The sequence below is a fragment of the Clavibacter sepedonicus genome, assembly GCF_000069225.1.
In the GTDB taxonomy this organism is placed as follows: domain Bacteria; phylum Actinomycetota; class Actinomycetes; order Actinomycetales; family Microbacteriaceae; genus Clavibacter; species Clavibacter sepedonicus.
Genome location: NC_010407.1, coordinates 2,849,086 through 2,876,077, shown reverse-complemented (window position 1 = coordinate 2,876,077; position 26,992 = coordinate 2,849,086). Strand labels below are relative to the sequence as shown.

The window sequence follows — 26,992 nt, the reverse complement described above, 5'->3', positions numbered from 1 at the left end:
GGGCGGATGGACAGCGAGACGTACATCGGCGATGCGAAGGCGGTCGCCGAATCCCTGGACGACTTCGACGACGAGGATGAGCTCCTCGAGGACGACGGGACCCTCCCGGAGGGGCGCTTCCTCGACCGCGAGCTGAGCTGGCTGGCGTTCAACCGCCGGGTGCTGGAGCTGGCGGAGGATCCCGAGCTGCCCGTCCTCGAGCGCGCCAACTTCCTCGCCATCTTCGCGAGCAACCTCGACGAGTTCTTCATGGTCCGCGTCGCCGGCCTCAAGCGCCGCATCGCCACGGGCCTCGCCGTCCCCACGAACATCGGCCGCACGCCGGCCGAGGTGCTCTCCGCGATCAATGAGACCGCCTACCGCCTGCAGGTCCGTCACGCGGCCGCCTTCAACGACAGCGTCCGTCCGGCGCTCGAGGAGCACGGCATCCGCATCGTGCGCTGGGACTCGCTCGACGAGGCGCAGCAGGACCGCCTGCACGAGCTCTTCTCCGAGCAGGTGTTCCCCGTGCTCATGCCGCTCGCGGTGGATCCCGCCCACCCGTTCCCCTACATCTCCGGCCTGTCGCTCAACCTCTCGGTGCGCATCCGCAACCCGAAGACGAACCGCCAGGAGTTCGCGCGCATCAAGGTGCCGCAGATGCTGCCGCGCTTCATGCCGCTCACGCCCGACACGCGGTCCGGCCCCATCGACTTCATCGCGCTCGAGGACCTCATCGCGAACCAGCTGCAGACGCTGTTCCCCGGCATGGAGATCGTCGAGCACCACGTGTTCCGCGTCACGCGCAACGAGGACGTGCAGATCGAGGAGGACGAGACCGAGAACCTCATCCAGGCCCTCGAGAAGGAGCTGCTGCGCCGCCGGTTCGGCCCGCCCATCCGCCTCGAGATCTCGGACGACATGGACGCGGTCACGCTCGACCTCCTCATGCGCGAGCTCGACATCACCGAGCAGGAGGTGTTCACGCTCCCCTCCCCGCTCGACCTCGGCGGCCTGTTCGACCTCGCCAAGCTCGACCGGCCGGCGCTGCACTACCCGAACAACGTGCCCACGACGGCGGTCGCCCTGAAGCCGGCCGAGGACAACTCGCGCGCCGACATCTTCCGCTCCATCGCGCAGCAGGACATCCTGCTGCACCACCCCTACGAGTCCTTCACCACGAGCGTGCAGGCGTTCCTCGAGCAGGCGGCGGCGGATCCGCACGTGCTCGCCATCAAGCAGACGCTCTACCGCACGAGCGGCGACAGCCCCATCGTCGAGGCGCTCATCGACGCGGCCGAGGCGGGCAAGCAGGTGCTGGCCCTGGTGGAGATCAAGGCCCGCTTCGACGAGCAGGCCAACATCACGTGGGCCCGCAAGCTCGAGAAGGCCGGCGTGCACGTCGTCTACGGCGTCGCCGGGCTCAAGACGCACTGCAAGCTCGCGCTCGTCATCCGCCAGGAGAAGGGCGGCGTGCTCCGGCACTACAGCCACATCGGCACGGGCAACTACAACCCCAAGACGAGCCGCATCTACGAGGACCTCGGGCTCCTCACCGCGGACGACGTCGTGGGCAAGGACCTCACGCGCCTGTTCAACGAGCTCTCCGGCTACGGCATCGAGAAGAAGTTCAAGCGCCTGCTCGTGGCGCCGCTGCACCTGCGCAAGGGCCTTCTCAAGCGCATCGCCGTGGAGACGCAGAACGCGCTCGACGGCAAGCCGAGCGGCATCCGCATCAAGGTCAACTCCATCGTCGACGAGAAGATCATCGACGCGCTGTACCGGGCCAGCAACGCGGGCGTGCCCGTGCAGGTCTGGGTGCGCGGCATCTGCTCGCTCACGCCGGGGCAGCCGGGTCTCAGCGAGAACATCGAGGTGCGGTCGATCCTCGGCCGCTACCTCGAGCACAGCCGCGTGTTCTCGTTCGTCAACGACGGCGACCAGGCCGCCTTCATCGGCAGCGCCGACATGATGCACCGCAACCTCGACCGCCGCGTCGAGGCGCTCGTGCGGCTCGTGGATCCCGCGCACCTGCAGGAGATCGAGGACCTGTTCGACCGCGCCATGGCCGACACGACCTCCGCGTGGATCCTCGACTCCGACGGCGAGTGGACGCGCCGCAACAAGGGCGCGGACGGTACCACGCTGGAGGACCTGCAGACCGCGGTCATGGGCATCGTGACCAAGCGCAAGCGACGCGTGCTCCGCTGAGCGCGGCACCGCTCGCAGCGTCCCCGCTAGCGTGGACGACGTGACCCCCGCTCCCTCCGTCTTCGCCGCCGGCGCCGTCGTCTGGCGCGTGGTCGAGGGGCGGATCCGGGTGCTCATCATCCACCGCACGCGCCGCCGCGACACCAGCCTGCCCAAGGGCAAGGTGGATCCCGGCGAGACGCTCCCGCAGACCGCCGTCCGCGAGGTGCACGAGGAGACGGGGCTCCGGGTCGCGCTCGGCGTGCCGCTCGGCGCCATCGAGTACGGCATCTCCGGCGGCCGCCGCAAGTCGGTCAGCTACTGGGCCGCCGAGGCCACGGACGCCATGGTCGAGGCCGGCCGGTTCGAGCCGGACGACGAGGTCGAGAGCGTCGAGTGGATCTCCATCCCCAACGCGCGCAAGCGCCTCGACTACCCGGGCGAGGTGCAGATCCTCGACCTCTTCGCCGGGCTCGTGGAGACGGGCTCGCACCGGTCGTTCGCCCTCATCGCCCTGCGCCACGGGCACGCCGTGCAGCCGTACGAGTGGGACGGTCCCGACGGGGGTCGGCCGCTCAGCGCCCGCGGGCGCGACCAGGCACGGGCGATCGTCCCGACGCTGCTCGCCTTCGGGCCGCGGGTCGTCACGAGCAGCACGGCCGAGCGCTGCCTGCAGACGGTCGCGCCCCTCGCGGAGGCCCTCGGTCGCCGGGTGAAGGAGAACGCCGGGATCAGCCAGGACGCGTACGAGATCGACGGCGGATCCGTGCGCGAGACCGTCGCGAAGCGCGTGCGCAAGGCCCGCAGCGCGGTGCTCTGCAGCCACAGCCCGGTCCTGCCGGAGATCCTGCACGAGATCGCGCTCGCCACCGCGACGCCCAGCGCGAGCCGCATGCCGCGGGCGGGGATGCTCTCGCCCGCCGAGTTCTCGGTGGTGCACCTGTCGGCGTCGGATCCGGAGGCGGGGATCCTCGCCGTGGAGACGTACGGGCCGTCGGCCTGACGGGGGCCGCGGATCGTCGTGCCCCTGCACGACCCGCGACCGACCAATATGCGCCCGAAGTCCTGAGCCCGAGCCCATCCGCGCGGTCTGTTCACCTCCCGTTCACCGATTCCGGCCGATCCTGTCAATGGCCCGACATAGCTTCGTCGAGGGGCATGCACCTGCCTCCTCACAGCAAGAAATACCCGGAAGGCTCCATCACGTGAAGATCTCGCGTCTCAGCAGCGCAGCAGCGCTCGCCGCCGTCACCGCACTCGCACTCTCCTCCTGCGCCTCCAACGAGGCCCCCGCCGAGGGCGGCGACGCATCCGCGTCCACCCTGTCCGGCACGCTCAACGGCATCGGCGCCACCTCCCAGGGCGCCGCCCAGGAGGCATGGAACGCCGCGTTCCAGACCGCCAACCCCGACGTCACCGTCACCTACGCGGGCGAGGGTTCCGGCGCCGGGCGCGAGGCGTTCATGGCCGGCGGCCAGAACGCCGCCTTCGCCGGCTCCGACCGCGCGCTCAAGACCGACGAGCTCACGAAGACGTTCGGCCAGTGCGCCGACGGCGTCAAGCCGATCGACCTCCCCGCGTACATCTCCCCCATCGCGCTGATCTTCCAGGTCGAGGGCGTGAAGGACCTGAACCTCGACGCCGCCACCACCGCGGGCATCTTCAAGGGCACCATCACGAAGTGGAACGACCCGGCCATCGTCGCGCTCAACCCCGACGCCACGCTGCCCGACGCCGGCATCACCGCCGTGCACCGCTCGGACGACTCGGGCACCACCGAGAACTTCGCGAAGTACCTCAACACCACCGCGAAGGACGTCTGGGACGCGGAGCCCAAGGGCGTCTGGCCCTACCAGGGCGGCGAGGCGGCCCAGGGCACGACCGGCGTCGTCGACGCCGTCAAGGGTGGAAGCAACATCATCGGCTACGCCGACGCGTCCAAGGCCGGCACCCTCGGCGTCGCGAAGATCAAGGTCGGCGACGAGTTCGTCGGCTACTCGCCCGAGGCCGCAGCCGCCGTCGTCGAGGCGTCGCCCGAGGCCGAGGGCCGCGAGGCGAACGACGTCGTCTTCGACATCGACTACTCCACCACCGAGTCGGGTGTCTACCCGATCGTCCTCGTCAGCTACCTCATCGCCTGCCAGGAGTACAAGGAGCCGGCAGTCGGCGAGCTCGTCAAGGCCTACCTCGGCTACGTGACCAGCACCGAGGGCCAGGCGCTCGCCGCCGAGAAGGCCGGCGCCGCGCCGCTCTCCGACACGGTCGCCGCTCAGGTGAAGACCGCGGTCGAGTCGATCAAGTAGCACTCCCCGTCCGCCCCCTGATCCGCGCCAGCGCGGGTCAGGGGGCGTCCCCACGGGCGGCCCGCCGCCCGAAGCCCCACCATCCAGACCGTAGGGAACCCGCCCCATGACGACCGCCGCCCCGCAGCCTCCCCAGGCTCCCGAGTCCGATCGGCCGCGCGACGTCGCCGCCGCCCCCGCAGCTCGCCGCAGCTCCCAGGACGCGAAGCCCAAGGCCCGCGTCGGCGACCGCGTCTTCTCCGGCCTCTCCCGGGGGTCCGGGACGCTGATCCTCGTGATCCTCGCGGCCGTGGCGCTGTTCCTCATCGTGCAGAGCATCCCCGCCCTCACGGCGCCCCCTGCCGAGGTCTCCGGCGGCGGGGGCTTCTGGGCCTACGTCGGGCCGCTCATGTTCGGCACCGTCTACGCCGCGGCGCTCGCCATGCTCATGGCCGTGCCCGTCGCCATCGGCATCGCGCTCTTCATCTCGCACTACGCGCCCCGCCGCCTGGCGCAGGGCCTGGGGTACATCATCGACCTGCTGGCCGCCGTGCCTTCGGTCGTCTTCGGGCTCTGGGGCATCGCGGTGCTGGCGAAGTTCCTGCAGCCGTTCTACGTCTTCCTCACCGACACGTTCGGGTGGTTCCCGCTCTTCGCCGGCCCCGTCTCGGGCACCGGCCGCACGATCTTCACGGTCGCGGTCGTCCTCGCCGTCATGATCCTGCCCATCGTCACCGCCCTCTCCCGCGAGGTCTTCCTCCAGACGCCGAAGCTGCACGAGGAGGCCGCGCTCGCCCTCGGCGCCACGCGCTGGGAGATGATCCAGACCGCCGTGCTGCCGTTCGGTCGCCCCGGCATCATCTCGGCCTCCATGCTCGGCCTCGGCCGCGCCCTCGGCGAGACGATGGCGGTCGCGATCGTCCTCTCCCCCGCCGCGGTCGTGAACTTCGCGTGGTTCCAGTCGACGAACTCGAACACCATCGCCGCGAACATCGCGCTGAGCTTCCCTGAGGCGTACGGCCTCAAGATCAACGAGCTCATCGCATCCGGCCTCATGCTCTTCGTCATCACGCTGGCCGTCAACATGCTGGCCCGCTACATCATCAGCCGCCGCAAGGCCTTCTCCAGAGCGAATTGATGGCCACCACAGCCCCCTCCCGCACGCGGCCCGTCGCGAGCACCCTGCCCAACTCCCTCACCGCCGGGAAGCTGCACCGCTTCACGGCCCCCGCGATCTTCGTCGTGTCCTGGCTCGTCATGGCGGCCATCTTCCTGGTGCTCGAGCTCTCGGGTGCCGCGGACGACTTCAACGTCGTCGGCACGGCGGTGTTCGGCACGATCCTCTTCGGCATCGCGCTGTTCCTCTTCTCGCTCGCCGTGGAGGGCGAGCGGAAGGCGAAGGACCGGGTCATCACGATCCTCGTCACCGTCGCGTTCGTGCTCGCGCTCATCCCGCTGATCTCGCTCGTGTTCACGGCCGTCACCAACGGCTCCGCCCGCTTCGACCCGCTCTTCTTCAACTCGAGCCTCCGCAACGTGGTGGGCGAGGGCGGGGGCGGCCTCCACGCCATCATCGGCACGCTGATCGTCACGGCCATCGCCGCGGTGATCTCCATCCCCGTGGGCCTGATGGCGGCCATCTACCTCGCCGAGTACGGCCGCGGCCGCCTGGCCCGCGCCATCACGTTCTTCGTCGACGTGATGACGGGCATCCCGTCGATCGTCGCGGGCCTCTTCGCCTACGCGCTGCTGGTCATCTTCCTCGGCCCGGGCGTCCGCCTGGGCTTCGGCGGTGCGCTGGCTCTCTCGGTGCTGATGATCCCCGTGGTCGTGCGCAGCGCCGAGGAGATGCTCAAGCTGGTGCCGAACGAGCTCCGCGAGGCGTCCTACGCGCTCGGCGTGCCGAAGTGGCTGACGATCATGAAGATCGTGCTGCCCACGTCGCTCGCCGGCATCGTCACGGGCGTGATGCTCGCGATCGCCCGCGTCATCGGCGAGACCGCACCGCTCCTCATCGTCGCCGGGTTCACGCAGAGCATGAACTACAACCCCTTCGAGGACCAGATGATGACCCTGCCGGTGTTCGTCTTCCGGCAGTACGCCGACCAGGGCAGCGACGCGTTCGCCTACGTGGACCGCGCGTGGACCGGCGCGCTCGTGCTGATCCTCATCGTCATGGCGCTGAACATCGTCGCCCGGCTCATCGCCCGCATCTTCGCCCCCAAGCTCGGCCGCTAGCTGTACTCGGCCATGACGTTGGTGACACTTCGGGGCGTGTGAAGAGGCCTCCTGGCTTGATGGAGCTGTTCAGTTCAACCATCGCCAGGAGGCCTCGATGTCCCACGGTAATGCTCGTCTGACGGTTCACGGGAGGGTTCTCCTCGTGCGGCGGGTGGTGGAGGATCGTCGGCCGGTCGCGCACGTCGCGCGGGAGCTGGGGGTGTCGCGGCAGTGCGCGCATCGATGGGTGAACCGGTTCCGTGCCGAGGGGCTGCGAGGGCTGACGGATCGGTCATCGCGGCCCCGGTCAGTACCGAGGCGAACGAGCCCGGAGCGGGAACGGGCCGTGCTGGAAGCGCGGGCCCAGTTGCGGGCGGGTCCTGCGCGGCTGGCGCCGGTGACAGGTGTTCCATCCCGTACGATCTCCCGCATCCTGCGCCGGCACGGGGCGCCGCCGTTGGCATGGTTGGACCCCGTCACCGGGGCCGTGATCCGGGCATCCCGGTCAACGGCGCACCGGTATGAGCACGAGCATCCGGGTGATCTGATCCACGTGGACGTGAAGAAGCTCGGGAGGATCCCGGACGGAGGCGGCTGGCGGGTCCACGGGCGCAGCGAGCAGGTCCGCGGCCGCGGGATCGGGTTCGATTACGTCCATGCCGCGGTCGATGACCACACCCGTCTCGCCTACGCGGAGATCCATCCCGATGAGAAAGGCGCGACCGCGGCCGGGTTCCTGACCCGCGCAGCGGCGTACTTCGCCGGGCATGGGATCACCCGGATCGAGCGGGTCATCACGGACAACGCGTTCGCCTACCGGCACTCGACCGCGTTCAAGAACGCCGTCCAGGACCTGGGCGCGCGGCAGAAGTTCATCCGCCCGCACTGCCCCTGGCAGAACGGCAAGGTCGAGCGCTTCAACCGGACCCTCGCGACCGAGTGGGCCTACCGGCAACCCTTCACCAGCAACCAACACCGCGCCGACGCGCTTGACCCCTTCATCGAGCACTACAACACTGAACGAATCCACTCAAGCCACGGGCTCACGCCCGCGGCCCGAGTGTCACCAACGTCATGACCCAGTACAGCTAGAGCAGGTCGAACGGCGCGCGGTTATGTCTGGGTTCAGAACCTGATCGTGAGCCCGGTGGGCCGAGCGCTATCGGCCCGTTTCACCGCGACGGAACCGGTGCGACGCACTCCGTCCTCCGCGGTACTAGGAGGCCGGGGTCGCGCGGGGTTTCCCGCTACCGGTCGTGGGCCCCTCAGAGGGCGAAGCCGTCCTCATGCGACAGCGGGCCGCGCGAGCCGTTCGCGAACGCGACGTGCGCCCCCGCCGTTGTGAGCCTTGGCGTCCCGGACACCTGCATATGCGAGATCGGGTTCCTCGCGCCATGATCAGCGATGCTGATCGGCGCCTCATCCCTCGTGGTCGGTGTGCTCTGAACCATGCAATCCGTGGCGGACTTTGTCGTGCCGGTTGGTGGCTGACCCGCTCGGCCCGGCGCGCGGCGACTCCCGCCACCACGCACGGACCCCGCACAGCGGCACGGAGGATCCTCATGCGCACGCATGCGGGACATCGCGGGTCACCGGCCCGCGGGCACCGCCATGATGGGCGCCTGGCCCTCCTCCGCGCGAGGGGCCGGCCTCCCGCGCATCGAGATCGGAGCACCGCCATGTCCCACGACGTCGAGCCCTCGCCGGGCGAGCCCGAGCCCGCCGCCGCCTCCGCGCCCCACGCCGACCGCGCCCCCCAGCGCGGCATCACCCCGGGCGTCCTGCTCGCGGCGGAGTGGTCATGGCGCCTGCTCGTCATCGGCATCGCGGTGGCCGCAGCCGTGTGGCTCCTCGTCGCGGTCAAGGAGGTGGTCATCCCGTTCCTCATCGGACTCCTCGTGTGCGCGCTGCTGCAGCCGCTCGTCGCGGCGCTGCGGAGGCGGCGCTGGCCCGCGTGGCTCGCCATCACGTCGACGCTGCTCGGCACCGCCGTCGTCATCTCGGGGCTCGTGCTGCTGCTCGTCGCGCAGATCCGCACCGGCATCCCCACCCTGCAGCGCGAGGCGATGGAGAGGTTCGAGTCGGTGCGCGACCTGCTCGCGCAGCCGCCGTTCAACGTGGTGCCGTCCGACTACGACGCGCTGCTCGCCTCCGCCGGGAAGGCCCTCGAGAACAGCCGCGAGGCCCTGCTCACCGGCGTGCTCGACGCGGGGCTCGGCGTCGGCCACCTGGTCACGGGCGCCCTGCTCGCGTTCTTCACCATCGTCATCGTGCTCATCGACGGCCGCGGCATCTGGCGCTTCGTCGTCTCCGTGTTCCCGCGCCGCGCGCGTCCCGCCATCGACGGCGCCGGCCGCGCGGGCTGGGGCACGCTCTCGGCGTTCACGCGCGTGCAGATCTTCGTGGCGGCCGGCAACGCGGTCGGCATCGGCATCGCGGCCTGGCTGCTCGGGCTGCCGCTCGCGATCCCCATCGCCGTCCTCGTGTTCCTCGCGTCCTTCATCCCGGTCGTGGGCGCCATCGTCTCGGGCGCGTTCGCGGTGGTCATCGCGCTCGTGTTCGTGGGACCGCTGCAGGCCGCGATCATGCTGGTCGCCGTCATCGGCGTGCACCTGCTCGAGTCGCACGTGCTGCAGCCGCTCGTGATGGGCGGGGCCGTGCACGTGCACCCGCTCGCGGTCGTGCTGTCGGTGGCCGCGGGATCCTACGTCGGCGGCGTCGCGGGAGCCCTGTTCGCGGTGCCGGCCGTCGCGACGCTCAACGTGATGGTCCGGTACATCGCGGGCGGCAGCTGGAAGGCCGGCACCCCCGCCGTAGGATCGTAGCGACGCACCTGCGGAGTCGACGGAGCCGCCCGCGCACGTCTCTACGGGAGGACCCCACATGACCGAGGAGAACTACTCGAATCCGGATCGCAACCTCGGGATGGAGCTCGTCCGAGCCACCGAGGCCGCCGCCATCCGCTCCGCCCCCTTCATCGGCAAGGGCGACAAGAACGCCGCCGACGGCGCCGCGGTCGACGCGATGCGCAAGTTCCTCGGCACCGTCGCCTTCGACGGCCTCGTCGTCATCGGCGAGGGCGAGAAGGACGAGGCGCCGATGCTCTTCAACGGCGAGCACGTCGGCAACGGCTTCGGCCCCGCGTGCGACATCGCGGTGGATCCCATCGACGGCACGAGCCTCACCGCCGCCGGCCGCATGAACGCCCTCTCCGTCATCGCGGTGAGCGACCGCGGCAGCATGTTCGACCCGTCGGCCGTCTTCTACATGGACAAGCTCGTCACCGGCCCCGAGGGCCGCGGCGTCGTCGACCTCGACCGCCCCATCGGCGACAACATCCGCGCGCTGGCCGAGGCGAAGGGCCTCGCGGTCGAGGACATGCAAGTCGCCGTGCTCGACCGGCCGCGCCACGCGGACCTCATCGCGCAGATCCGCGCGGCCGGCGCCTCCACCCGCCTCCTGCTCGACGGCGACGTCGCCGGCGGCATCAACGCGGCCCGTCCCGACTCGCGCATCGACATGTGCGTCGGCATCGGCGGCACCCCCGAGGGCATCATCACGGCGTGCGCGATCAAGGCGCTCGGCGGCGTGCTCCTCTCCCGCCTCGCCCCCAAGGACGACGCCGAGAAGCAGCGCGCGATCGACGCGGGCCACGACCTCGACCGGATCCTCGACCAGGACGACCTCGTCACGGGCGACAACGCGTACTTCGTCGCGACCGGCGTCACCGACGGCGCGCTCGTCGCGGGCGTCACCCGGCACCGCGGCATGATCCGCACCTCGAGCATCGTGCTCCGCTCGCACTCCGGCACCATCCGCCGCGTGGAGGCCGACCACCTGGTCTCCAAGTGGTACAGCCCGGCCGCAGGCTGAGCCGGATCCCGATGCGCACGCGCCGCAGCCTCCTCTCCCGCCTCGCCCCGCCGGTGATCGCGCTCGTCGGCGGGCAGGGCGAGTTCGCGTCGCCCCACCGCACCATGGCGCGGGCCGGGCGACGGGTGCTCCGGCCGGGCGGCTTCGCACCGCCGCCGTTCCTCCGCGGTGTGCGCGTCACGGCGCGGGTCGAGGGCGGCTGGCACGTCTACGAGGTCGCGCCCGCCGGCCCCGAGGCCCGCCGCCGCGCCCTGTACGCGCACGGCGGCGGCTGGACCCATGAGATCTCGCCGTTCCACTGGTGGCTGGTCGCGGGGCTCGCCCGCCGCACCGGCACGCGCTTCACGGTCCCCATCTACCCGCTGGTCCCGAGCGGCACGGCGGCCGAGGTCGTCGAGCGCACGGCGGAGCTCGCGGAAGCGCTCGTCGCCGAGGTCGGCCCCGGCGCCGTCACGCTCATGGGCGACTCGGCGGGCGGGCAGATCGCGCTGTCCACCGCGATGGCGCTCCGCGACCGCGGCGTGCCCGCGCCGCGCGACGTGGTGCTCCTCTCGCCCGCGCTCGACCTGTCGTTCACGGATCCGCTCATCGCCCGCATCCAGCCCACCGACCCGTGGCTCGCGGTCGACGGCATGCGCGCCGCCGTGGAGTCGTGGCGCGGCGACCTGCCCGTGGAGGACCCGCGGGTGAGCCCGATGCACGGATCCCTCGCGGGCCTCGGCCGCGTGACCGTGTTCTCGGGCACGCACGACATCCTCTTCGCCGACGCGCGCGCCTTCGAGCGGAAGGCGGCCGCGGTCGGGCACCCGGTGCGGATCCACGTGGAGCCGAACCTCCTGCACGTGTACGCGCTCATGCCCATCCCCGAGGGCGCCCGCGCGCGCGACGCGATGGTGGAGCTGCTGCGCGCCTGACGCGCGGCGGGCTCCACGCGGACGGCGCTCCGGGCCCTGGCCCGAGGCCCGGATCGCGGGAGGAGAAGCGGCGTACGTTCGAGATGCGGGCGACGAGGCCCGCCGCGCTCTCGGAGGTACCCGCATGACCAGGACACACGGGACGCTCGCCGTCATCGCGGCCGCCGCGACGGCCACGCTGCTCGCGGGATGCGGATCCGGCGGCACCGGCGCCGCCGACGCCTCCTTCACCACGGAGGCCACCGGCACGCTGAAGGCCTGGGCCTTCGACGGCGCGGACGACGTGGGCGAGGCCCGCCTCGCGCACGCGGCCGACGCGCTCTCCGACGTGACGGTCGACCTCGACTCGACCGCGTTCGACGCGCAGAAGTTCACGACCCGCGTCGCGAGCGGCCAGACTCCCGACGTGGTGCAGATGGACCGCCAGTTCGTGGCGACCTACGCGGCGCAGGACCTCATCCTCCCGCTCGACGAGTGCTACTCCGCCCACGACGTGGATCCCGCGGAGCGCTTCTACGAGTCCGTCACGAACGATATCCGCTACGACGACGCGATCTGGGCGGTGCCGCAGTTCTTCCAGCCGCCGGCGATCCTGCTCAACGAGTGCGTGCTCTCCGCCGCCGGCGTCTCGGGCGACCAGTTCGACACCTCGAAGCCCGACCAGCTGCTCGACGCGGTCGGCAAGGTCTACCGGGAGTCGGGCGGGGATCCCGCCGTGCTCGGCCTCGACGCCGTGCCCACCGCGCAGGCCGCCCTCTGGATGCTCGGCTTCGGCGGCCAGCTCGTCGACGACGAGGGCAAGCCCACGCTCGACGACGACGCGAACCTCCCGGGACTCGAGTTCCTGACGCAGCTCTCCGACGCGCAGGGCGGCTACGCGAAGGGCAAGAGCTTCAGCGATGCGTTCGACACCTTCGGCGACGGCAACCAGTTCGTGAAGGACCAGGTCGGCGCGCAGATCGACGCCCAGTGGTACCTCAACGTGGTCGCGCCGTACCGCGACGATATCGACATCTCGGCCGTGCCCTTCCGCGACAGCGACGGCGAGCCGTTCGCGGTCGCCGGCGGATCCGCGTTCGTGATCCCCGCGGGGGCCAAGAACAAGGACGCCGCGTGCGCGTGGATGCTCGACCTCACCAGCCAGGAGTCGTGGGAGGCCGCGGGCGACGTGCGCGCCGCGACCGTGACGGAGAACGGCGGCATCAACACGGGCCTGTTCACGGGATCCCCGGCTGCCGACCAGGCCATCCGCGACGCCCACGTCGTGCCGAGCGGCGACGACGGGATCGACCAGGCGATCGCCACGTTCTACGACGTGGTGGCGGAGGGCCGGTCGATCGGCGGGTCGCCGGCGGGGCAGCAGATCCAGAGCGAGCTGCAGAACGCCGTGGCCTCGACGCTCCTCGGCGACAAGACGCCGGAGCAGGCGCTCGCCGACGCGCAGACCGCGGCCATGCGGGCGTACGAGCAGGCGGCGCGCTGATCCGGCGCTGACGTGCACATGGCGTGATCAGGGCGCCCGGCTACCGTGGGAGATGGGCGCCCATCCGCGCTCCCGGACGAGGGATCAGTACCCGGAACGCGACAAGACTGGCCAGGAGAAGTGCCATGTCGTGGATCGTCCTCATCGTGTCCGGGGTACTCGAGGCCGTCTGGGCCACCGCCTTGGGCAAGTCCGCCGGGTTCACCAAGCTCGGGCCGTCCCTCGTCTTCGGCGTCGCCGTCGTGCTGAGCATGGTCGGGCTCGCGTACGCGATGCGCGAGATCAGCACGGGCACCGCGTATGCCGTGTGGGTCGGCATCGGCGCGGCTCTCACCGTCACCTACGCCATCGTCACCGGATCCGAGCCCGCGAGCGTCGTGAAGGTGCTGCTGCTGCTCGGCCTCGTCGGCTGCGTGGTCGGCCTCAAGGTCGTCGACACCGGGCACTGATCCGCGCGGGCCGCCGCGTGCGATGAGGGGATGTCCCCACATCACCCTCAAGTGAGTATTTACTCACATGAGCATCATGTGGGGATATGCTCACACGATCATGCCGAGCCACGAGATCCGCAAGTACTCCGATCTGGGAGAGGCGATCAAGCACGTCCGCCTCCGCCGGGGGATGACCCAGTCCGACCTCGCGGAGAAGCTCGGATTCGAGAGGTTCTACGTCCGCGAGCTGGAGACGGGGACACGGCCTCCGCTGTTCGTCACGAGGCTCTTCCGCGTCCTGCGACTGCTGCGGATCCGGGTCACCGTTTCCTACGACCTCCGCGAGGAGGAGCGCGTCGATGGCTGAGAGCCTCGTGGTCCGCTTCCATGGCGCGGAGATCGGTCGCGTGGAACGGGGCGGACGGCTCGAGCGGATCCGTCTGTTCATCGGTCCGGACGGCGGCCCGGCGGACGTGCGGCTGACCGAGGCGTTCGCGACGCTGCCGGAGGCCGAGGTCCGAACCGACCTGGCATCGAACCTCTTCGGCGGCTACGCCCCGGAGGGGAATCAGCGTCGGGCGCTCGCGGAGCGGCACTCCTTCGACCCGCGCGACCTCTACGCGACGTTGGAGCAGTTCGGATCCTCCATCGCCGGCGCGGTCACGTTCCACAGCGAGGCGGATCCTCCTGTCTCGCCGCCGTCCTACGAGTCGCTGAGTGCATCGGATCTGGGCCGCCTGCTGCGGAGGGCGGTCAAGGACGGCGATCTCGCGGTGCGCGACGACAGCAGGTCCATGATCCAGGGGTTCCAGCCCAAGGTCCTGCTCACCCGATTCGCCGAAGACGGGCCCTGGCTGCAGCCGCACGGCGGCTCCCACTCGACGCACATCGTCAAGCCGCAGCTTCCCTCTCGACCCAGCGCGATCCACGATGAGCACTACAGCCACCAGCTCGCCCGGGAGCTCGGCCTCGCCAGCTTCCGGAGTTCCATCGGCAGGGCAGGCGCAGCCACGTACCTGGCCATCGAGCGCTTCGACCGTCGTGTGTCAGGTGAGGCGGTAGAGCTCGTCCATCAGGAGGATCTCGCGCAGGCGCTCAGCCTCGACTGGGTCGACGACCAGGCGAAGTTCCAGGATCCGCGGGATCCCGCCTCTGCCCGGCGGCCGTCGGCGATGCGCATCGCCGAGGCGGCGGCGAGTCTCGACGAGGACGCTGTGGAGCTGTGGATCCGCCAGCTGACGTTCCGCATTCTCATCGGCGACAACGACGGTCACGCCAAGAACGTCGGCATCATCCACCTCCCCGGCAGGGACACGCTGTCCGACATCTACGACGCGGTCCCCAACCTGTACCAGCCCGGGCGCATCGACTGGAACCTCGCGCTCGCGGTGGACGGCGAGTTCGACCATCGGCGCATGAGCGTGGAACGGATCGTGCGCGAGGCGGATTCGTGGAGGGTGACGAGTCGACGACGGATCGACGCCGTCGTGCAGGACGCGATCGAACGGTTCGCGCGGACACTGGATGCCACCGAGGTGCCACGGGAGACGACACCGGGGATGCGGGCCGGGCTCGAGTGGAACGTCACCCGCCTCCTCGCTGGCCAAGAGATCGGTCAGCCCCGCGGCATGTGATTTAACCCTTGCGGCCCTGCGTCGCGATGCCCTCCACGAAGTAGCGCTGGCCGAACGCGAACAGCAGCAGCATCGGCAGGGTCACGAGGAGCGCCGCGACCATCACGAGCTGGTAGTCGCCCTGGCCGCCGTTCGTGGGGCTGAACGCGGTCATCGCGTAGGAGAGCCCGAGCGGCACCGTGAAACCCTCGACGCTGCCCGCGTTCAGGTAGATGAGCGACGCCTGCAGGTTGTTCCAGCTGGCCTGGAACTCGAAGATGAAGATGATCACGAACGACGGGATCGACAGCGGCAGCGCGATCCGCCGGAACATCCCGAAGTAGCTGGCGCCGTCGAGCCGGGCCGCCTCGAACAGCTCCCGCGGCAGCCCGAGGAAGAACTGGCGCTGCAGGAAGATGTAGAAGGCCGAGCCGAACAGGTTCATGCCGAACAGCGGGATCCACGTGCCGATGAGCCCGAGGTTCTTCCAGATGAGGAACTGCGGCACCATCGTCACGGCGCCCGGCAGCATCATCGTCGCGAGCACCAGGCCGAACAGGATCCGCCGCCCCGGGAACCGGAAGTACGCGAAGCCGAACGCCACGAGCGCGCTCGAGATCGACACGAGCGCCGCGGACAGCAGCGCGATCGCGAGGCTGTTGCCCATCCAGCCGAGGAGCGGGAGCTGCTCCCACACCTCGACGTAGTTCTGCGGCGTGAACGTGCGCGGCCAGAGCGAGTTGTCGAACACCTCGCCGCGCGGCTTGAGGCTCGCGGCGAGCAGCCACGCGAACGGGTAGAGGAACAGCAGCGCGAAGCCCACGAGCAGCGCCGTGATGAGGGCGCGGCCGATGCGGGAGCGCACGCGGCGGACGCGGTCGGGATCGCGCCGGCCGGGCGACGGGTCCCGCGACGGCAGCGGCGTGAGGGCGGCGGCGAGGCGCGGATCCCCGGTGGCGGCGGCGGGCACGGCGCCGGGCGTCGCGGCGGCGTCCGGCGTGCGGTCGGTGACGGCCATCAGCGGTCCCCCTCGTAGTAGACGAACCGGTTGCTCAGCTTCACCTGGATGAGCGTGATGACCAGCACGATCACGAACAGCAGCCACGCCATCGCGGCCGCGAACCCGAAGTCGAACGACCGGAACGCCTGCTGGAAGAGGTAGACGCCGTAGAAGAGCGACGAGTCCGGCGACGCGTTCGTCTGGTCGCGCCAGAACAGCAGGTAGGCCTGGTCGAACACCTGCAGCGCGGCGATCGTCAGCACGACGACGTTGAAGAAGATGGCGCCGGAGATCATGGGCACGGTGATCGCGAAGAACTGCCGCACGGGGCCGGCGCCGTCGAGGGAGGAGACCTCGTAGAGCTCGCGCGGCACGTCCTTGAGGGCGGCGAGGAAGATCACCATGGTGCCGCTCACGCCCCACAGCGTCATGAGCACGATCGACGGCTTCACCCAGGCGGGGTCGATGAGCCACTGCGGGCCGTCGATCCCGATCGCCTCGAGCCCCCTGTTGACCGCTCCCGTGTTGCCGTTGAGCAGCAGCAGGAAGACGCTCGCGGTGGCGACGGTCGGGGTCATCTTGGGCAGGTAGTAGAGGGTGCGGAAGATGCCGGCGCCGCGTCCGAGGCGGGCGAGGAGGATCGCGAGCAGGAGCGCGAGGCAGACCTCGAACGGCACGGCGAGGATGGCGTAGAAGAGGGTGTTGCCGAGGCTCAGGGCCACGCGCGGATCCGAGAACAGGCGCTCGTAGTTCTCCGTGCCGACCGGGGTGGCCACGTCGGTGGCGAGGTTGTAGTCGCTGAACGACACCACGAGGCTGTAGACCATCGCGCCGAGCGTGAAGACGAGGAACCCGATGATCCACGGGCTGATGAAGAGGTAGCCGGCCACGGCCTCGCGGCGGGCCATGCGGGAGCGTCGGGGACGGGGCGGCCGGTCGGCGGAGGATCGTCGCGCGGGGCGGCTCGTCGTCGTCATGGTGGTCCTCGTCGACAGGTGGATCAGAGCGGCGTCGCTCCTCCTGCCGACCCTAGCCCGGCTTCTCCTCCGCGTCCGGGCCGTGCGCATGACGGACGCCCGCCCCCGCGAGGCGGGGACGGGCGTCCGGTGGTGGCTGTGCTGCGGTGGCGGCTAGTGCCGGCGGCGGCGGAGGCGCACCGCGATCACCGCGACGACGCCGGCCGCGAGAGCCGCGGCTCCGAGGCCGAGCTCGAGGGCGAGGCGGGCGCCGTCGCCGCCCGTGCGGGGGAGATGGCCGGACGGCGGCGGCACGTCGCCGGGCGGGGTGGGGAGCGTCGGCACGCCGGCGGTCGGCGTGGGCGACGGCGTCGGGGTGGATCCGCCGGTCGTGCCGCCCGTCGTGCCGCCCGTCGTGCCGCCCGTCGTGCCGCCGGTGGTGCCGCCCGTCGTGCCGCCCGTGGACCCGCCGCCCGGGGAGGGCGCCGGCGTCGGGGTCACGACGGGCGTGCTGCCGGAGCCGATGGGCGACGTGGTGGTGCCGCAGGTGGAGGAGGTGAACGCGTCGTCGTCGAGGGTGACGGCGCCGTTGCGGGCGAGCGCGCGGCCGTCGACCGTGGCGCCGCTGCCGACGGAGACGCTCGTGAGCGCGAGGATCGTGCCGGCGAAGCCCGAGTTCGTGCCGAGGGTGGCGGAGCTCGACACCTGCCAGAAGACGTTGCAGGCCTGGGCGCTGTTGACGAGCGACACCCGGCTGCCGGAGCCGGTGGTGAGCGACGACGGGGCCTGGATGACGAAGACGGCCGACGGGTCGCCCTGCGCGTCGAGCGTGACGGTGCCGGTGTTGGCGAGCGGGCCGGCGGCCGTGTAGACGCCGGGCGTGAGGGTGGATCCCACGAGGTCGGCCGGCACCGCGGCCGTGGTGGGGCGGCCGGCCGCGTCGTCGTACGCGGTGGTGAGGTCGGACTGCGCCTGGCCGGCCGCGGCGTCGGCCGCGTGCGTGGCGCCGCCGACGACGCCGGGCGGGAAGCCCGTGACGGAGGCGGACGGGCTGGTGCCGAGATCCGCCGAGAGGGTGCTGGGGCCGGTGTTGGTGACGCCCTGGCCGGCGAGCACCGAGTACGAGGCGGCGGTGCCGAGGCCCACGGTGGCGGTGGCGGCGAACGCGCTCGCCGGGGCGAGGAGCGCGGCGCCGAGACCGGAGGCGGCGATGGCCGCGACGGCCAGCGAGGCGACGGCGAGGGACCCGGACCGGGTGCGGCGAGAAGAGGACGTGCAGGCGTGGCGCGACTGGTGCATGGACAGCTCTCGTCGGAAGGGATGGCGGGTGGGACCGCGACCGTATCGAGCGGCGGGCATCGCGCGAGCGCCGAGTGCACAGGCCGATACGGTGTCGGGGTGATCCCCATCGCCGTCGAGATCCCCGCCCGCGACGAGCTGCTCGACCTCTACGGATCCGTCGGCTGGAGCGCCTACACGCGCGACCCCGAGCGGCTCGAACGGGCGCTCGCCGGCTCCGACCTGGTCGCCACCGCGCGCGACGCCGACGGCCTGCTCGTCGGCCTCGTGCGCACCGTGGGCGACGGCGCGACCATCTGCTACGTGCAGGACCTCCTCGTGCGCCCCGACCAGCAGCGCGGCGGCATCGGCCGCGCCCTCCTCGAGCACGTGCGCGCGAGCCAGCCGTCCGGCGTCCTCCTCGTGCTCACCACCGACGCGGGCGGCACCGAGGACGGCGACCGCTCGCACCCCTTCTACCGCGCGCTCGGGTTCGCGCCGCACGGCGAGCGGGGGCTGGCGGCGTTCTCGCTGCGGGTCTGAGGTCGGGGCTCACGCGAGCTCGATCCGCTCGTCGAGGTCGAGGCGGTCGAGCAGCGACCCGTCGTGGCTGACGACGACCAGGGCGCCCCTGTAGGCCCGGAGCGCCTCGACGAGGCGGTCGGCGCTCGCCATGTCGAGGTCGTTGGTCGGCTCGTCGAGCACGAGGAGCTGCGGCGGCGGATCCGCCAGCAGCAGCCCCGCGAGCGCGACGCGGAAGCGCTCCCCGCCGGAGAGCGTCGCGGCCGCGCGGTCGACGGCGTCGCCGCGGATCAGGAAGCGCGCGAGCCGGTTGCGCAGCTCGCGCGGCGGCACGTCGGGCGCAGCCCGGCGCACGTTCTCCAGCACGGTGAGGCCGTCGTGGAGGCCGTCCCGGGCTTGGGGGAGGTAGGCGACCCGATCCGTGAGCGCCTCGGCGCGGGTGCCGGGCAGCGGATACTGCCGCGTGTCGGGCACCCCGACGAGCTGCGCGAGCAGCGTGGTCTTGCCAACGCCGTTGGCGCCCGTCACGGCGATGCGCTCCGGACCGCGGACGACGCGGGTGCGGCCCCGGACCGTGATCTCGGCGACGCGGCGGGAGGCAGGCAGGGCGGGATCCGCCAGGTCGAGCCGCAGGGGCGCGTCCGCGCGGAGCTGCGACTCGGCGTCGGCGACCGCGTCCTCGGCCTGCCGCTCGGCGTCGCCGTGCGCCCGGTGGAGGCGCCCCGCCGTGGCCTCCGCGTGCTTCCGGCGCTCGTTCGCGGCCATGCGCGGCATCGACTCGCCGGCCCGCGCCCCGGCCTTCGCGCGCCGAGCGATCGACGTCTCCGCCTCGATGCGCTGGCGACGCTCGGCGCGATGCGCCTGCTCGGCCGCGCGGATCCGCCGCTCGGCCGCGGCTCGCTCCCCGGCCACGCGCTCCTCGTGCGCCCGGTAGGTGCCGCCGGTGACGCTGATCCGGCCGTCGCGGAGCTCGGCGACCTCGTCCACGTGCTCGAGGAGCTCCCGGTCGTGGCTCACGACGACGAGGGCGCCCCCGCCAGCCGTCGACGAGGTCGAGCAGGATTCCGCGCGCCCGGGCGTCGAGGCTGTTGGTCGGCTCGTCGAGGATCGCCACGGGCCGCCCGCGGAGGCGCACGCCGCTGATGGCGACGAGCACCGCCTGTCCGCCGGAGAGCGTGGCGACGGGCCGGTCGAGGTCGCCCTCGGTGAGCCCCACGTCGCGGAGCGCCGTGGCCGCGCGGGACTCGACGTCCCACTCGTCGCCGAGCGCGTCGAAGTGCGCGGGATCGGGATCGCCGTCGAGGATCGCCCGCAGCGCGCGCAACCGGGAGCGCACCCCGAGGAGGTCGGCGACCGTGTCGTCCGGGCCCGTCCGGAGCCGCTGCGGCAGGTGGTCGACTGGGCCACTGGTGACGATGGATCCGGATGCGGGCGTGAGGTCGCCGACCACGAGCCGCACGAGCGTGGACTTGCCGGCGCCGTTGAGGCCGACGAGGCCGGTGGTGCCGCGGCCGAACCGGGCGGTGGCGGAGTCGAGCACGACGGAGCCGTCGAGCCAGGTGAACGTGCAGCGGTCGAGCGTGATGGATGGTGCGGTGGGCATGGGCTCTCCCCGGTGGATCGATGCGGGTGCATGACGACCACCGGGTCCGCCGAGGCGGACGGCGCGGCCCGCGAGACGGGCGGGCGCGACGGGTCGTCAGTGCGTGAACAGCTGCTGCGCGAGGGGCGCAGTACCGGGGTTCTGGCGCAACGATCCGACTTCCATGCGGGGAGCCCCCGTGTCCGCGGCCGGACCGACCGGCCGGTATGTCGGCCGCACCGGAGGCGTCGGGTCGCGACGGGGTACGTCCGGCAACCTACGCGGTCGGGTGGTGGCGGGGCAAGGGGCGGGCGGGTGTGCGTCAGCGCGGGAGGGCGCTGGCGCTCTGCGGATCCTCGATGAGCTTCACCGCGTCGTCGCGGTCGAGGCTCCCCGGGAAGTTGAGGTGGGTGAAGCGGCCGTCCGGGTCGTAGGAGGCGATGGGCGCCTGGATCCGGGAACCGCGGACAGCCGCGACGAGCGCCGTCGTCCGCGCGGCCGAGAGCGTGTCGGTCGGGCCGATCGCGAGCACGACGCGGAACCGGGCGCCGCCGTCGAGGTCGAGGCGGATCACGAGCGGATCTCGACGCGGGCGCTTCCGGGGCTTGTCGTAGCGGGACTCCCGCGGGAGCGGCGCCAGCTCGATGCGCGCCCCGACGAGGTCGGTGAACGGGCGCTCCAGGCCGCGGAGGCGGAGGACGCCCCGGTCGGCGTCGATGTCGAGACCGGGCGCGAGGCGCGTGATGACGAGGAGGAGGAGCGCCCCTGCGGCGGCGACGCCGACGCGGCGGCCGAGGAGGCTGAGGGGATTCGAGCTGAGCCAAACGATCAGGAGGAACCAGCCGCTGCCGAAGAGCAGGCGCTGCCGGTAGCTGGGCGCCGGGATCCGCACCCACCCGTCGTCGGCCACGCGTCAGCTCCCGCCGGCGGGGCGGGCGGGCTCGGGGGGCTCGGCGGATCCGTCGTGGTCGGCCTCCGCGCGGGCCGCATCGACGGCGGCGCGCTGCTCGGCCGCGCGGCGCACGTCGCGGCGCGTCACGAGGATCACGCCGATTCCGCCGGCGAGGAAGAAGATGGCGAGTCCGACCACCGGGATCTCCGTGCGCCCGAACACCCCCGTCGGGTTCCGCACCGCTGCCACCGCGAAGAAGGCGCCCATCGCCGTGACGATGCCCGCGACGACGTACTGCGCTCGCATCGAGACGGGGTTCCGGCTGGGCGTACCGGCGGGGCGGACGTTCCGCGCGCCCGAGCCCTGCCCGCGCTGCCCGCGCGCGGACGTCGGCTCCGCGACCCCGCTGCCGTCGACGAGCGCCGCGGTGTCCTCGAGCGTGAGGTGCCCCGGGAACTCGACGTGCGCGAACCTGCCGTTCGGGTCGTCCTTGGAGCGGGGCGGCGCGATGCGGGATCCGGCCACCAAGGCCAGGAGCGCGTCGCGTTGCGCGTCGTCGATCCGCACGCCCTCGCGCGTGGAGACGACGACGCTGCAGCTGCCGTCGCCGGTCGTCGTGAGGCGGAGGATCAGCGTGTCGTCGCCCGGCCCGCCGGCCAGCTCGATGCGGGCGCCGGTGACCTCGGAGAATCCCCACTCCTTGCGGCCGATGCGGAGGACCTGACGCGTGACGTCGATCGCGGGCGGCGCCGTGCGCTCGGCGACGACGAGGTACGCGATGCCGACGACGGCGACGATCAGCAGGATCGGCAGGCCGACCCGGATGAGCGGCGACGGTCCGATCGCGATGTCGACGAGTCGGGTGACGGCACCGACGGGCGACCAGAGCAGGATCCCGGCGAAGGCGAGCGAGGCCGCGGTGAGGAGCCAGCGCTGCCGCGTGCTCGGGGACGGGATCCGCATCCACGCGCCGCTGGCCATGCCTCGACCCTATGGGCGCGCGCCCGCGGCGCCGGCCGGATCGAGGCCCGCCCGCGCCCCCAGAACGAGGCGCGCAGGCCGTCGGATCAGCTCGCGGCGGGCTCGTCCCACCCCTCCTGCGGGGTGTCGCACGTGCCGCGGAACACGTACTGGGACGGGCGCTTGCGCTCGCGGCTCGACCAGTCGATCGCGGGGCGGCGCGCCTCGGGCGGCAGGTAGCCGAGGCGGTAGACGGCCATGAGCTCGAGCTCCGGCGGCACGCGGAGCAGCTCCTCGACGCGGGTCCACTGCGCGCGGATCTCCATCGGGAACGAGATGAACTGAATCCCCATGCCGATCGCGCCCGTCGTCAGCCACACGTTCTCCATCGCGGCGCCCATCGAGAACGTCGAGTAGAAGGACGCGAGCGACTCGGGGCGCTCCTCGGCGCGGTCGAGCATCACGCCGATCAGCAGCGGGCTGCCGGCGACGAGCTCGCGGTTCGCGCGGCCGAGCGTCTGCGGGACCCGCAGCACGTTCATCAGCCGCTGGCCGCGACGCGTGAACGCCTGCGTGGTGAAGGGGCGCAGCGGCGCCGGCAGCTTGTCGAAGAGCATGCCGTCGCGGCGCCGGTCCATCTCCTCCTGCGAGAAGCGGAAGTAGTGCTTGTAGCGCTCGAAGAAGGTGCCGTTCGACATCGTCTCGGTCATGCTCTCGCCGCTGATCTCGGCGATCCGCTCGATGGTGTCGCGCTCCTCCACGAGCACGAAGCGCCACGGCTGGCTGTTGAGCTGCGAGGGCGCGCGGCCGGCCACCTCCATGAGGAGCCGCTGGTGCTCCTCGCTCACGGGATCCGGCAGGAAGGCGCCGTTGGTGGTCCTCCGGGATCTCAGGACGTCGAGGAACTCCATGGGTCTCTCCAGGTGGCGATGGTGCCCGCGGCGTACCACGGGGCGGCGGTCAGGGCGACGGCGCGGTGCCGCCTCGTGCGCGTGCCGACGCGGGGGAGCGCGGCGAGCGGGATCAGGGCCGGGGCGAGCGCGCGGGCAGCGCGGCGGGCGGCGGGGCGCGCGGTGGATCCGGCCCAGAGCGGCGACGCGAGAGCGACCGCGGTGAGGGCGCCCGTGAGCAGGTAGGCGCGGTGGTGGAGGCGGAGCTCGGGGCGGGGCGGCAGGATCCGGGTGGCCGCCGCGATCCCGATGGCGCAGTTCACGAGGTAGGCGGCGCTCGCCGCGGCGAAGGCGGCGCGGACGGCGGGCGTCGCGTCGCGGGTGCGGCTCGTGGTCATCCCCTTCGACGCTAGTCCGGACCCGACCCGACGGTCGGGCGGCGACGGGGACACCCGGACGCCGGCCGGATCCGGGTTGGATGGACCCATGCAGATCCCCCCGGCGGCGCCCGCGCGCCTGCTCCTCACCCGGCACGCGCAGACGCCCTGGAACCGGGAGTACCGCTACAACTCGCGCACCGACGTCGACGTGGGCGACGACGCGGCCGAGCAGCTGGCGCCCCTCGCGGACCGGCTGCGCGGCGAGGGCGTGGAGCGGATCCTCGTGAGCACGCTCCTGCGCGCCCGCAGCACCGCGCGGATCCTGCAGGAGCAGGGCGTCGCGCCGGGCGTCGTGCCCGAGCCGCGGTCCGAGCTGGTGGAGCTCGACTTCGGCGGCTTCGAGGGGATCACGCGCGACGAGCTGCGCGGACCCGTGCACGGCCCGGCGTTCGCGGCGTGGCTCACGGGCGACGACGGCGAGCCCGCGGCGCCCGGCGGCGGCGAGACGTGGGCGGCGGCGGCGGTGCGGGCGCGGGCGGTCCTCCACGACGTGGCGGCGGATCCGCGCACCACGCTCGTGGTCGCCCACGGCTACCTGCTGCGCGTGCTCTACCTCACGGCGCTCGGCCGGTCGCCCGCGCTCACGCGGTCGCTGGTGTGGGCGAACGGGCAGCTCATCGAGCTGGAGCGCGACGGATCCGGGTGGCGCGAGCGCGGCGCCACGGCCGGCTAGTCGTGCGGGCCCGCGGGATCCGCGCACTCCGCCGGGTAGCGGAGCTCGAACACGACCTCGTCGATCACGCCCGTCCAGACCATGTCGTCGCCGCGGCGCGTGAGCGGCCCGTCGGTGAGGTCGATGGCGTCGGCGAGGCCGAGCCCCGCGATCCACGACTCGATCACGTCGCGCCGCACCTCGGGCGCGTACGCGTCGGCGTCGCCCGAGAAGTGCACGCCCTCCCACGGGCCGCCGAGCTGCCACGCGAGCGGCGGCAGCCCGCGGATCGCGCCCTCGGCGTTCCAGGCCAGGCCGATGGAGGTCTCGATCGCCAGCCGGGTGATGCGGCGCTCGGTCGGGACGTGCTCGGGTGCGGTCGACACGGTCTCTCCTCGTGCGGCCGGTGCGGCCGTGCTCGTGCGTGGGATCAGCCGCACCGTAACCGGGCGCGGGCCGCCTCGCCAGTCTGATGCGCCGCGCGGACATGCGACGGGACGCAGGACCCATCGTATTTCCTCGGGAGATGGATGAGAGGATGAGCGCGGCGGAGGCAGGGGATCCGGGCGGGGGACCGCACGGGACCGGCACCGCCCGCCGACCGCATCGGGGGATGCCGACGCCGGCGCAGGGATCACCCGAGGGGGACGCATGGCGCTCACGACCGCCACCGCACGACGCGAGGACGACGTCACGGTCGTCACCGCGGCAGGGATGCTCAACATGGCGGCCGCGCCCGAGCTCCGGCAGGCGATCCACGACGCGCTGGATCCCGCGCCCGCGCGCATCGTCGTCGACCTCGCCGGCGTCGACTTCATCGACTCCTCCGGCCTCGGCGCCCTCATCGCCGGCCTCCGTGCCGCGCGCGACGCCGGCGGCGACCTCCGCGCCGCGCGCGACGCCGGCGGCGACCTCCGCATCGCGGCACCCGGCCCTCAGGTCGCGATGGTGCTGCAGCTCTCCAACCTCGACCGGGTGCTGATCTCCACCCCCACGGCCGAGGCGGCCTACCGTGACTGAGACCACCCGCAGCCTCACGCTCCAGTCCCCGCCCGACGACGTGGACGCGGTCCACGAGCTCGTCGCCCGCCTCTGGGACGACCGCCCCGACGTGGGCGCGCTCGACCGGATGGCCTTCGAGACCGCGCTCGTCGAGCTCGCGTCCAACGTGATCGAGCACGCCGACACCGGCGAGGGCGTCTCGTGCGTGGTGCGCGTCACGGTCGACGACGGCGTGATGAGCGCGCGGCTGAGCGACGGATCCGAGCCGGGTGACTTCCGCCTCGCCCCGCGCGAGATGCCCGGCGTCGACGCGGAGTCGGGCCGCGGCCTCGCGATGGTGCAGATGCTCTGCGACGAGCTGACCTACGAGCGGGTCGGCGGCGAGAACGTGTGGAGCGTCCGCCGGACCCGGATCGAGCCCGAGGCGTCCTGATGAGCTCGCCCGCGCGCGCATCACGGCTCGCCGCGCTCTCGATGCCCGCCTGGGTCCGCCGCACGGCCTGGATCCCCGAGTCCGCCGCCCGGTCGGGTTCCGCAGGCACGTCCGGCCCCACCCCGGTTCTCAAGCAGCTGCCGATGCTGGTGCTGTTCGCGCTCGCGGTGCTCGCCAGCTTCGCCGTGCCCACGCTCGGGGTGACGGCGCCGCGCGCGCTCCTCGTGTCGTGCGGGATCCTCGTGGTCGCCACCCTGCTGGCCGTCGTCGTCACCCTGCGCCGCGACCTCGCGCGCTTCGCCGTCGTCGTGCCCGCGCTCGACTTCCTCGCCGTCGGCCTGCTGCGGATCGGGACGGGCGAGAACCTGTCCGTGTTCGGGTCCCTGGTGATCCTCCCGGTCGTCTGGTTCAGCCTGAACCCGAGCCGCTGGAACGTGCTCGTCGCGTTCGTCGGCGTCTACGTGAGCCTCGGCCTGCCGCTGCTCCTCCGGCTCGGCGGGCAGAACGCGAACGAGCTGTGGCGCGGGTTCTTCAGCGCCCTCGCCTTCGCGGTCGCGGCGCTCGTGGTCAACGAGCTGTCCCGGCGCACCCGCTTTAGCCTCGAGGCCTCGCACGACCGGGAGCGGGTGAGCGAGGAGGAGCTGACCCGCGCGTCGATCGTGCAGCAGGCGCTCCTGCCGAAGACGACCGTGCCGCTGGCCGGGTACCAGGTCGCGGGCGCGTGCCTGCCGTCCAAGGCCGTGGGCGGCGACTTCTTCGACTGGTACCCGGTGCGCGAGGGCCTCGCGTTCACCCTCGGCGACGTGATGGGCAAGGGCGTGGGCGCGGGGATCATCGCGGCCACCGCGCGCGCGGTCGTGCGCAGCGCCAAGAACGTGCCGGATCCCGTCGCCGCCATCGAGCGCACCGCCGACTGCTTCACCGCGGAGATGAGCGCGGCCGCGTCGTTCGCCACGGTGTTCCACGCCCGCGTCCGCGCCGAGGACCACACGGTCCTCTACGCCGACGCGGGCCACGGCCTCACCGCGCTGGTGCGCGCGGACGGCACCCACGAGCGGCTCGAGTCCACGGACCTCCCGGTCGGCGTGCCGGGCGCGGCGGGATGGAGCTCGCACGAGGTGGAGCTCGGCCCCGGCGACCTCATCGTCACCTTCAGCGACGGCGTGCTCGACCTCTACGACGGCACCCTCCGCGCGGTCGACCGGGTGGCCGAGCTGGCGCGCGAGTCCGCGTCGGCGGACGAGCTGGTGCGGCGGATCACGGCGCTCGCCGCCGGCCAGGCGAATCCCGACGACGTGACAGTGGTCGTCCTGCGCCGCGAGGCCTGAGAGCGGTCGGCTGCGAGGCCCTCCTGATCCGGGGAGGGCTCCGAACACCTGCGCATACACTCGAAGAAGGCG

The 26,992-nt window shown here is 72.3% G+C and carries 27 protein-coding genes, 1 pseudogene and 1 riboswitch; of the genes and pseudogenes, 18 read left to right on the top strand and 10 right to left on the bottom strand.

All coding sequences use genetic code 11. From position 1 onward, the window contains the following. The first annotated feature begins 6 nt into the window (after positions 1–6). The 13 genes from CMS_RS13445 to CMS_RS13380 all read left to right on the top strand — a co-directional run bounded on the left by CMS_RS13445 (position 7) and on the right by CMS_RS13380 (position 15,006). Positions 7–2,190 carry an RNA degradosome polyphosphate kinase gene (locus CMS_RS13445; protein ID WP_012299970.1) on the top strand — a complete coding sequence of 728 codons (2,184 nt, stop codon included), beginning with the start codon at positions 7–9 and terminating at the stop codon, positions 2,188–2,190. Between the two features lie 31 nt (positions 2,191–2,221). Further along, complete coding sequence (locus CMS_RS13440) at positions 2,222–3,172, top strand: NUDIX hydrolase (RefSeq protein WP_012299969.1); 951 nt, start codon at positions 2,222–2,224, stop codon at positions 3,170–3,172. Between the two features lie 202 nt (positions 3,173–3,374). Next, positions 3,375–4,472: a phosphate ABC transporter substrate-binding protein PstS gene (locus tag CMS_RS13435; protein WP_012299968.1), complete on the top strand. Its 1,098-nt coding sequence runs from the start codon at positions 3,375–3,377 to the stop codon at positions 4,470–4,472. A gap of 106 nt (positions 4,473–4,578) precedes the next feature. Beyond that, the gene (pstC, locus tag CMS_RS13430) at positions 4,579–5,589 is read left to right on the top strand and encodes a phosphate ABC transporter permease subunit PstC (RefSeq protein ID WP_012299967.1); all 1,011 of its coding nucleotides are present in this window, start codon (positions 4,579–4,581) and stop codon (positions 5,587–5,589) included. Next, positions 5,589–6,689, top strand: a complete 1,101-nt coding sequence (gene pstA / locus CMS_RS13425; protein ID WP_041464715.1) for a phosphate ABC transporter permease PstA — start codon at positions 5,589–5,591, stop codon at positions 6,687–6,689. Before pstC ends, pstA begins: the two co-directional genes overlap by 1 nt. A gap of 97 nt (positions 6,690–6,786) precedes the next feature. Further along, a complete protein-coding gene (locus CMS_RS13420) occupies positions 6,787–7,749 on the top strand; it encodes an IS481-like element IS1121 family transposase (protein ID WP_012296860.1) in 963 nt (320 codons plus the stop codon). A 601-nt stretch (positions 7,750–8,350) separates the two neighbouring features. Further along, on the top strand, positions 8,351–9,496 hold the full coding sequence (locus CMS_RS13410) for an AI-2E family transporter (protein WP_012299965.1): 1,146 nt from the start codon (positions 8,351–8,353) through the stop codon (positions 9,494–9,496). Between the two features lie 58 nt (positions 9,497–9,554). After that, on the top strand, positions 9,555–10,544 hold the full coding sequence (glpX, locus tag CMS_RS13405; RefSeq protein WP_012299964.1) for a class II fructose-bisphosphatase: 990 nt from the start codon (positions 9,555–9,557) through the stop codon (positions 10,542–10,544). Positions 10,545–10,555: 11 nt separating this feature from the next. Next, positions 10,556–11,458 (top strand): alpha/beta hydrolase, encoded by a 903-nt coding sequence (locus CMS_RS13400; RefSeq protein ID WP_012299963.1) that lies wholly within the window; start codon positions 10,556–10,558, stop codon positions 11,456–11,458. Between the two features lie 124 nt (positions 11,459–11,582). After that, complete coding sequence (locus CMS_RS13395) at positions 11,583–12,941, top strand: ABC transporter substrate-binding protein (protein ID WP_012299962.1); 1,359 nt, start codon at positions 11,583–11,585, stop codon at positions 12,939–12,941. Between the two features lie 51 nt (positions 12,942–12,992). Next, positions 12,993–13,057, top strand: a riboswitch (guanidine-III (ykkC-III) riboswitch). A gap of 9 nt (positions 13,058–13,066) precedes the next feature. Beyond that, on the top strand, positions 13,067–13,390 hold the full coding sequence (locus tag CMS_RS13390) for a DMT family transporter (protein ID WP_012299961.1): 324 nt from the start codon (positions 13,067–13,069) through the stop codon (positions 13,388–13,390). A 67-nt stretch (positions 13,391–13,457) separates the two neighbouring features. Then, positions 13,458–13,739 (top strand): helix-turn-helix domain-containing protein, encoded by a 282-nt coding sequence (locus tag CMS_RS13385; RefSeq protein ID WP_012299960.1) that lies wholly within the window; start codon positions 13,458–13,460, stop codon positions 13,737–13,739. Next, on the top strand, positions 13,732–15,006 hold the full coding sequence (locus tag CMS_RS13380; RefSeq protein WP_041464712.1) for a type II toxin-antitoxin system HipA family toxin: 1,275 nt from the start codon (positions 13,732–13,734) through the stop codon (positions 15,004–15,006). The genes CMS_RS13385 and CMS_RS13380 overlap by 8 nt, the downstream gene beginning before the upstream one ends. Position 15,007: 1 nt before the next feature. Here CMS_RS13380 and CMS_RS13375 read toward each other — a convergent pair whose 3' ends face one another. The 3 genes from CMS_RS13375 to CMS_RS13365 form a co-directional block, all read right to left on the bottom strand. Beyond that, complete coding sequence (locus CMS_RS13375; protein WP_012299958.1) at positions 15,008–16,003, bottom strand: carbohydrate ABC transporter permease; 996 nt, start codon at positions 16,001–16,003, stop codon at positions 15,008–15,010. After that, a complete protein-coding gene (locus CMS_RS13370; RefSeq protein ID WP_012299957.1) occupies positions 16,003–16,962 on the bottom strand; it encodes a carbohydrate ABC transporter permease in 960 nt (319 codons plus the stop codon). Before CMS_RS13370 ends, CMS_RS13375 begins: the two co-directional genes overlap by 1 nt. A 153-nt stretch (positions 16,963–17,115) precedes the next feature. Further along, the gene (locus CMS_RS13365) at positions 17,116–18,240 is read right to left on the bottom strand and encodes an ice-binding family protein (protein ID WP_012299956.1); all 1,125 of its coding nucleotides are present in this window, start codon (positions 18,238–18,240) and stop codon (positions 17,116–17,118) included. A gap of 99 nt (positions 18,241–18,339) precedes the next feature. On the opposite strand from CMS_RS13365, the gene CMS_RS13360 reads away from it, so the two are divergent. After that, entirely contained in the window at positions 18,340–18,762 is a 423-nt protein-coding gene (locus CMS_RS13360) for a GNAT family N-acetyltransferase (RefSeq protein WP_012299955.1), read from the top strand. Between the two features lie 9 nt (positions 18,763–18,771). On the opposite strand, the gene CMS_RS18310 is transcribed toward CMS_RS13360, so the two are convergent. The 6 genes and pseudogenes from CMS_RS18310 to CMS_RS13335 all read right to left on the bottom strand — a co-directional run bounded on the left by CMS_RS18310 (position 18,772) and on the right by CMS_RS13335 (position 23,463). Next, positions 18,772–19,758: an ATP-binding cassette domain-containing protein gene (locus CMS_RS18310; protein WP_306295594.1), complete on the bottom strand. Its 987-nt coding sequence runs from the start codon at positions 19,756–19,758 to the stop codon at positions 18,772–18,774. A gap of 130 nt (positions 19,759–19,888) precedes the next feature. Further along, a pseudogene (locus tag CMS_RS18305) lies at positions 19,889–20,344 on the bottom strand (ATP-binding cassette domain-containing protein); the annotation flags it as partial. A 301-nt stretch (positions 20,345–20,645) separates the two neighbouring features. After that, the gene (locus tag CMS_RS17510; protein WP_174270088.1) at positions 20,646–21,233 is read right to left on the bottom strand and encodes a hypothetical protein; all 588 of its coding nucleotides are present in this window, start codon (positions 21,231–21,233) and stop codon (positions 20,646–20,648) included. Between the two features lie 3 nt (positions 21,234–21,236). Next, positions 21,237–22,196: a hypothetical protein gene (locus tag CMS_RS13345; protein ID WP_012299953.1), complete on the bottom strand. Its 960-nt coding sequence runs from the start codon at positions 22,194–22,196 to the stop codon at positions 21,237–21,239. A gap of 86 nt (positions 22,197–22,282) precedes the next feature. After that, complete coding sequence (locus tag CMS_RS13340) at positions 22,283–23,086, bottom strand: nitroreductase family protein (RefSeq protein ID WP_012299952.1); 804 nt, start codon at positions 23,084–23,086, stop codon at positions 22,283–22,285. Further along, positions 23,065–23,463 (bottom strand): hypothetical protein, encoded by a 399-nt coding sequence (locus CMS_RS13335; protein ID WP_012299951.1) that lies wholly within the window; start codon positions 23,461–23,463, stop codon positions 23,065–23,067. The genes CMS_RS13340 and CMS_RS13335 overlap by 22 nt, the downstream gene beginning before the upstream one ends. Positions 23,464–23,551: 88 nt before the next feature. Here CMS_RS13335 and CMS_RS13330 point away from each other — a divergent pair, with 88 nt between their 5' ends. Then, positions 23,552–24,178, top strand: coding sequence for a histidine phosphatase family protein (locus CMS_RS13330; protein WP_041464711.1), 627 nt, complete (start codon positions 23,552–23,554; stop codon positions 24,176–24,178). Here the strand turns inward: CMS_RS13330 and CMS_RS13325 are convergent. Next, complete coding sequence (locus CMS_RS13325) at positions 24,175–24,543, bottom strand: hypothetical protein (RefSeq protein WP_012299949.1); 369 nt, start codon at positions 24,541–24,543, stop codon at positions 24,175–24,177. The genes CMS_RS13330 and CMS_RS13325 overlap by 4 nt on opposite strands. 265 nt (positions 24,544–24,808) lie before the next feature. On the opposite strand from CMS_RS13325, the gene CMS_RS13320 reads away from it, so the two are divergent. The 3 genes from CMS_RS13320 to CMS_RS13310 are packed head-to-tail and all read left to right on the top strand — an operon-like array spanning position 24,809 to position 26,920. Further along, positions 24,809–25,177, top strand: coding sequence for an STAS domain-containing protein (locus CMS_RS13320; RefSeq protein ID WP_012299948.1), 369 nt, complete (start codon positions 24,809–24,811; stop codon positions 25,175–25,177). Next, complete coding sequence (locus tag CMS_RS13315) at positions 25,170–25,592, top strand: ATP-binding protein (protein ID WP_012299947.1); 423 nt, start codon at positions 25,170–25,172, stop codon at positions 25,590–25,592. Before CMS_RS13320 ends, CMS_RS13315 begins: the two co-directional genes overlap by 8 nt. Continuing rightward, positions 25,592–26,920, top strand: coding sequence for a PP2C family protein-serine/threonine phosphatase (locus CMS_RS13310; protein WP_012299946.1), 1,329 nt, complete (start codon positions 25,592–25,594; stop codon positions 26,918–26,920). The genes CMS_RS13315 and CMS_RS13310 overlap by 1 nt, the downstream gene beginning before the upstream one ends. Positions 26,921–26,992: the final 72 nt, after the last annotated feature.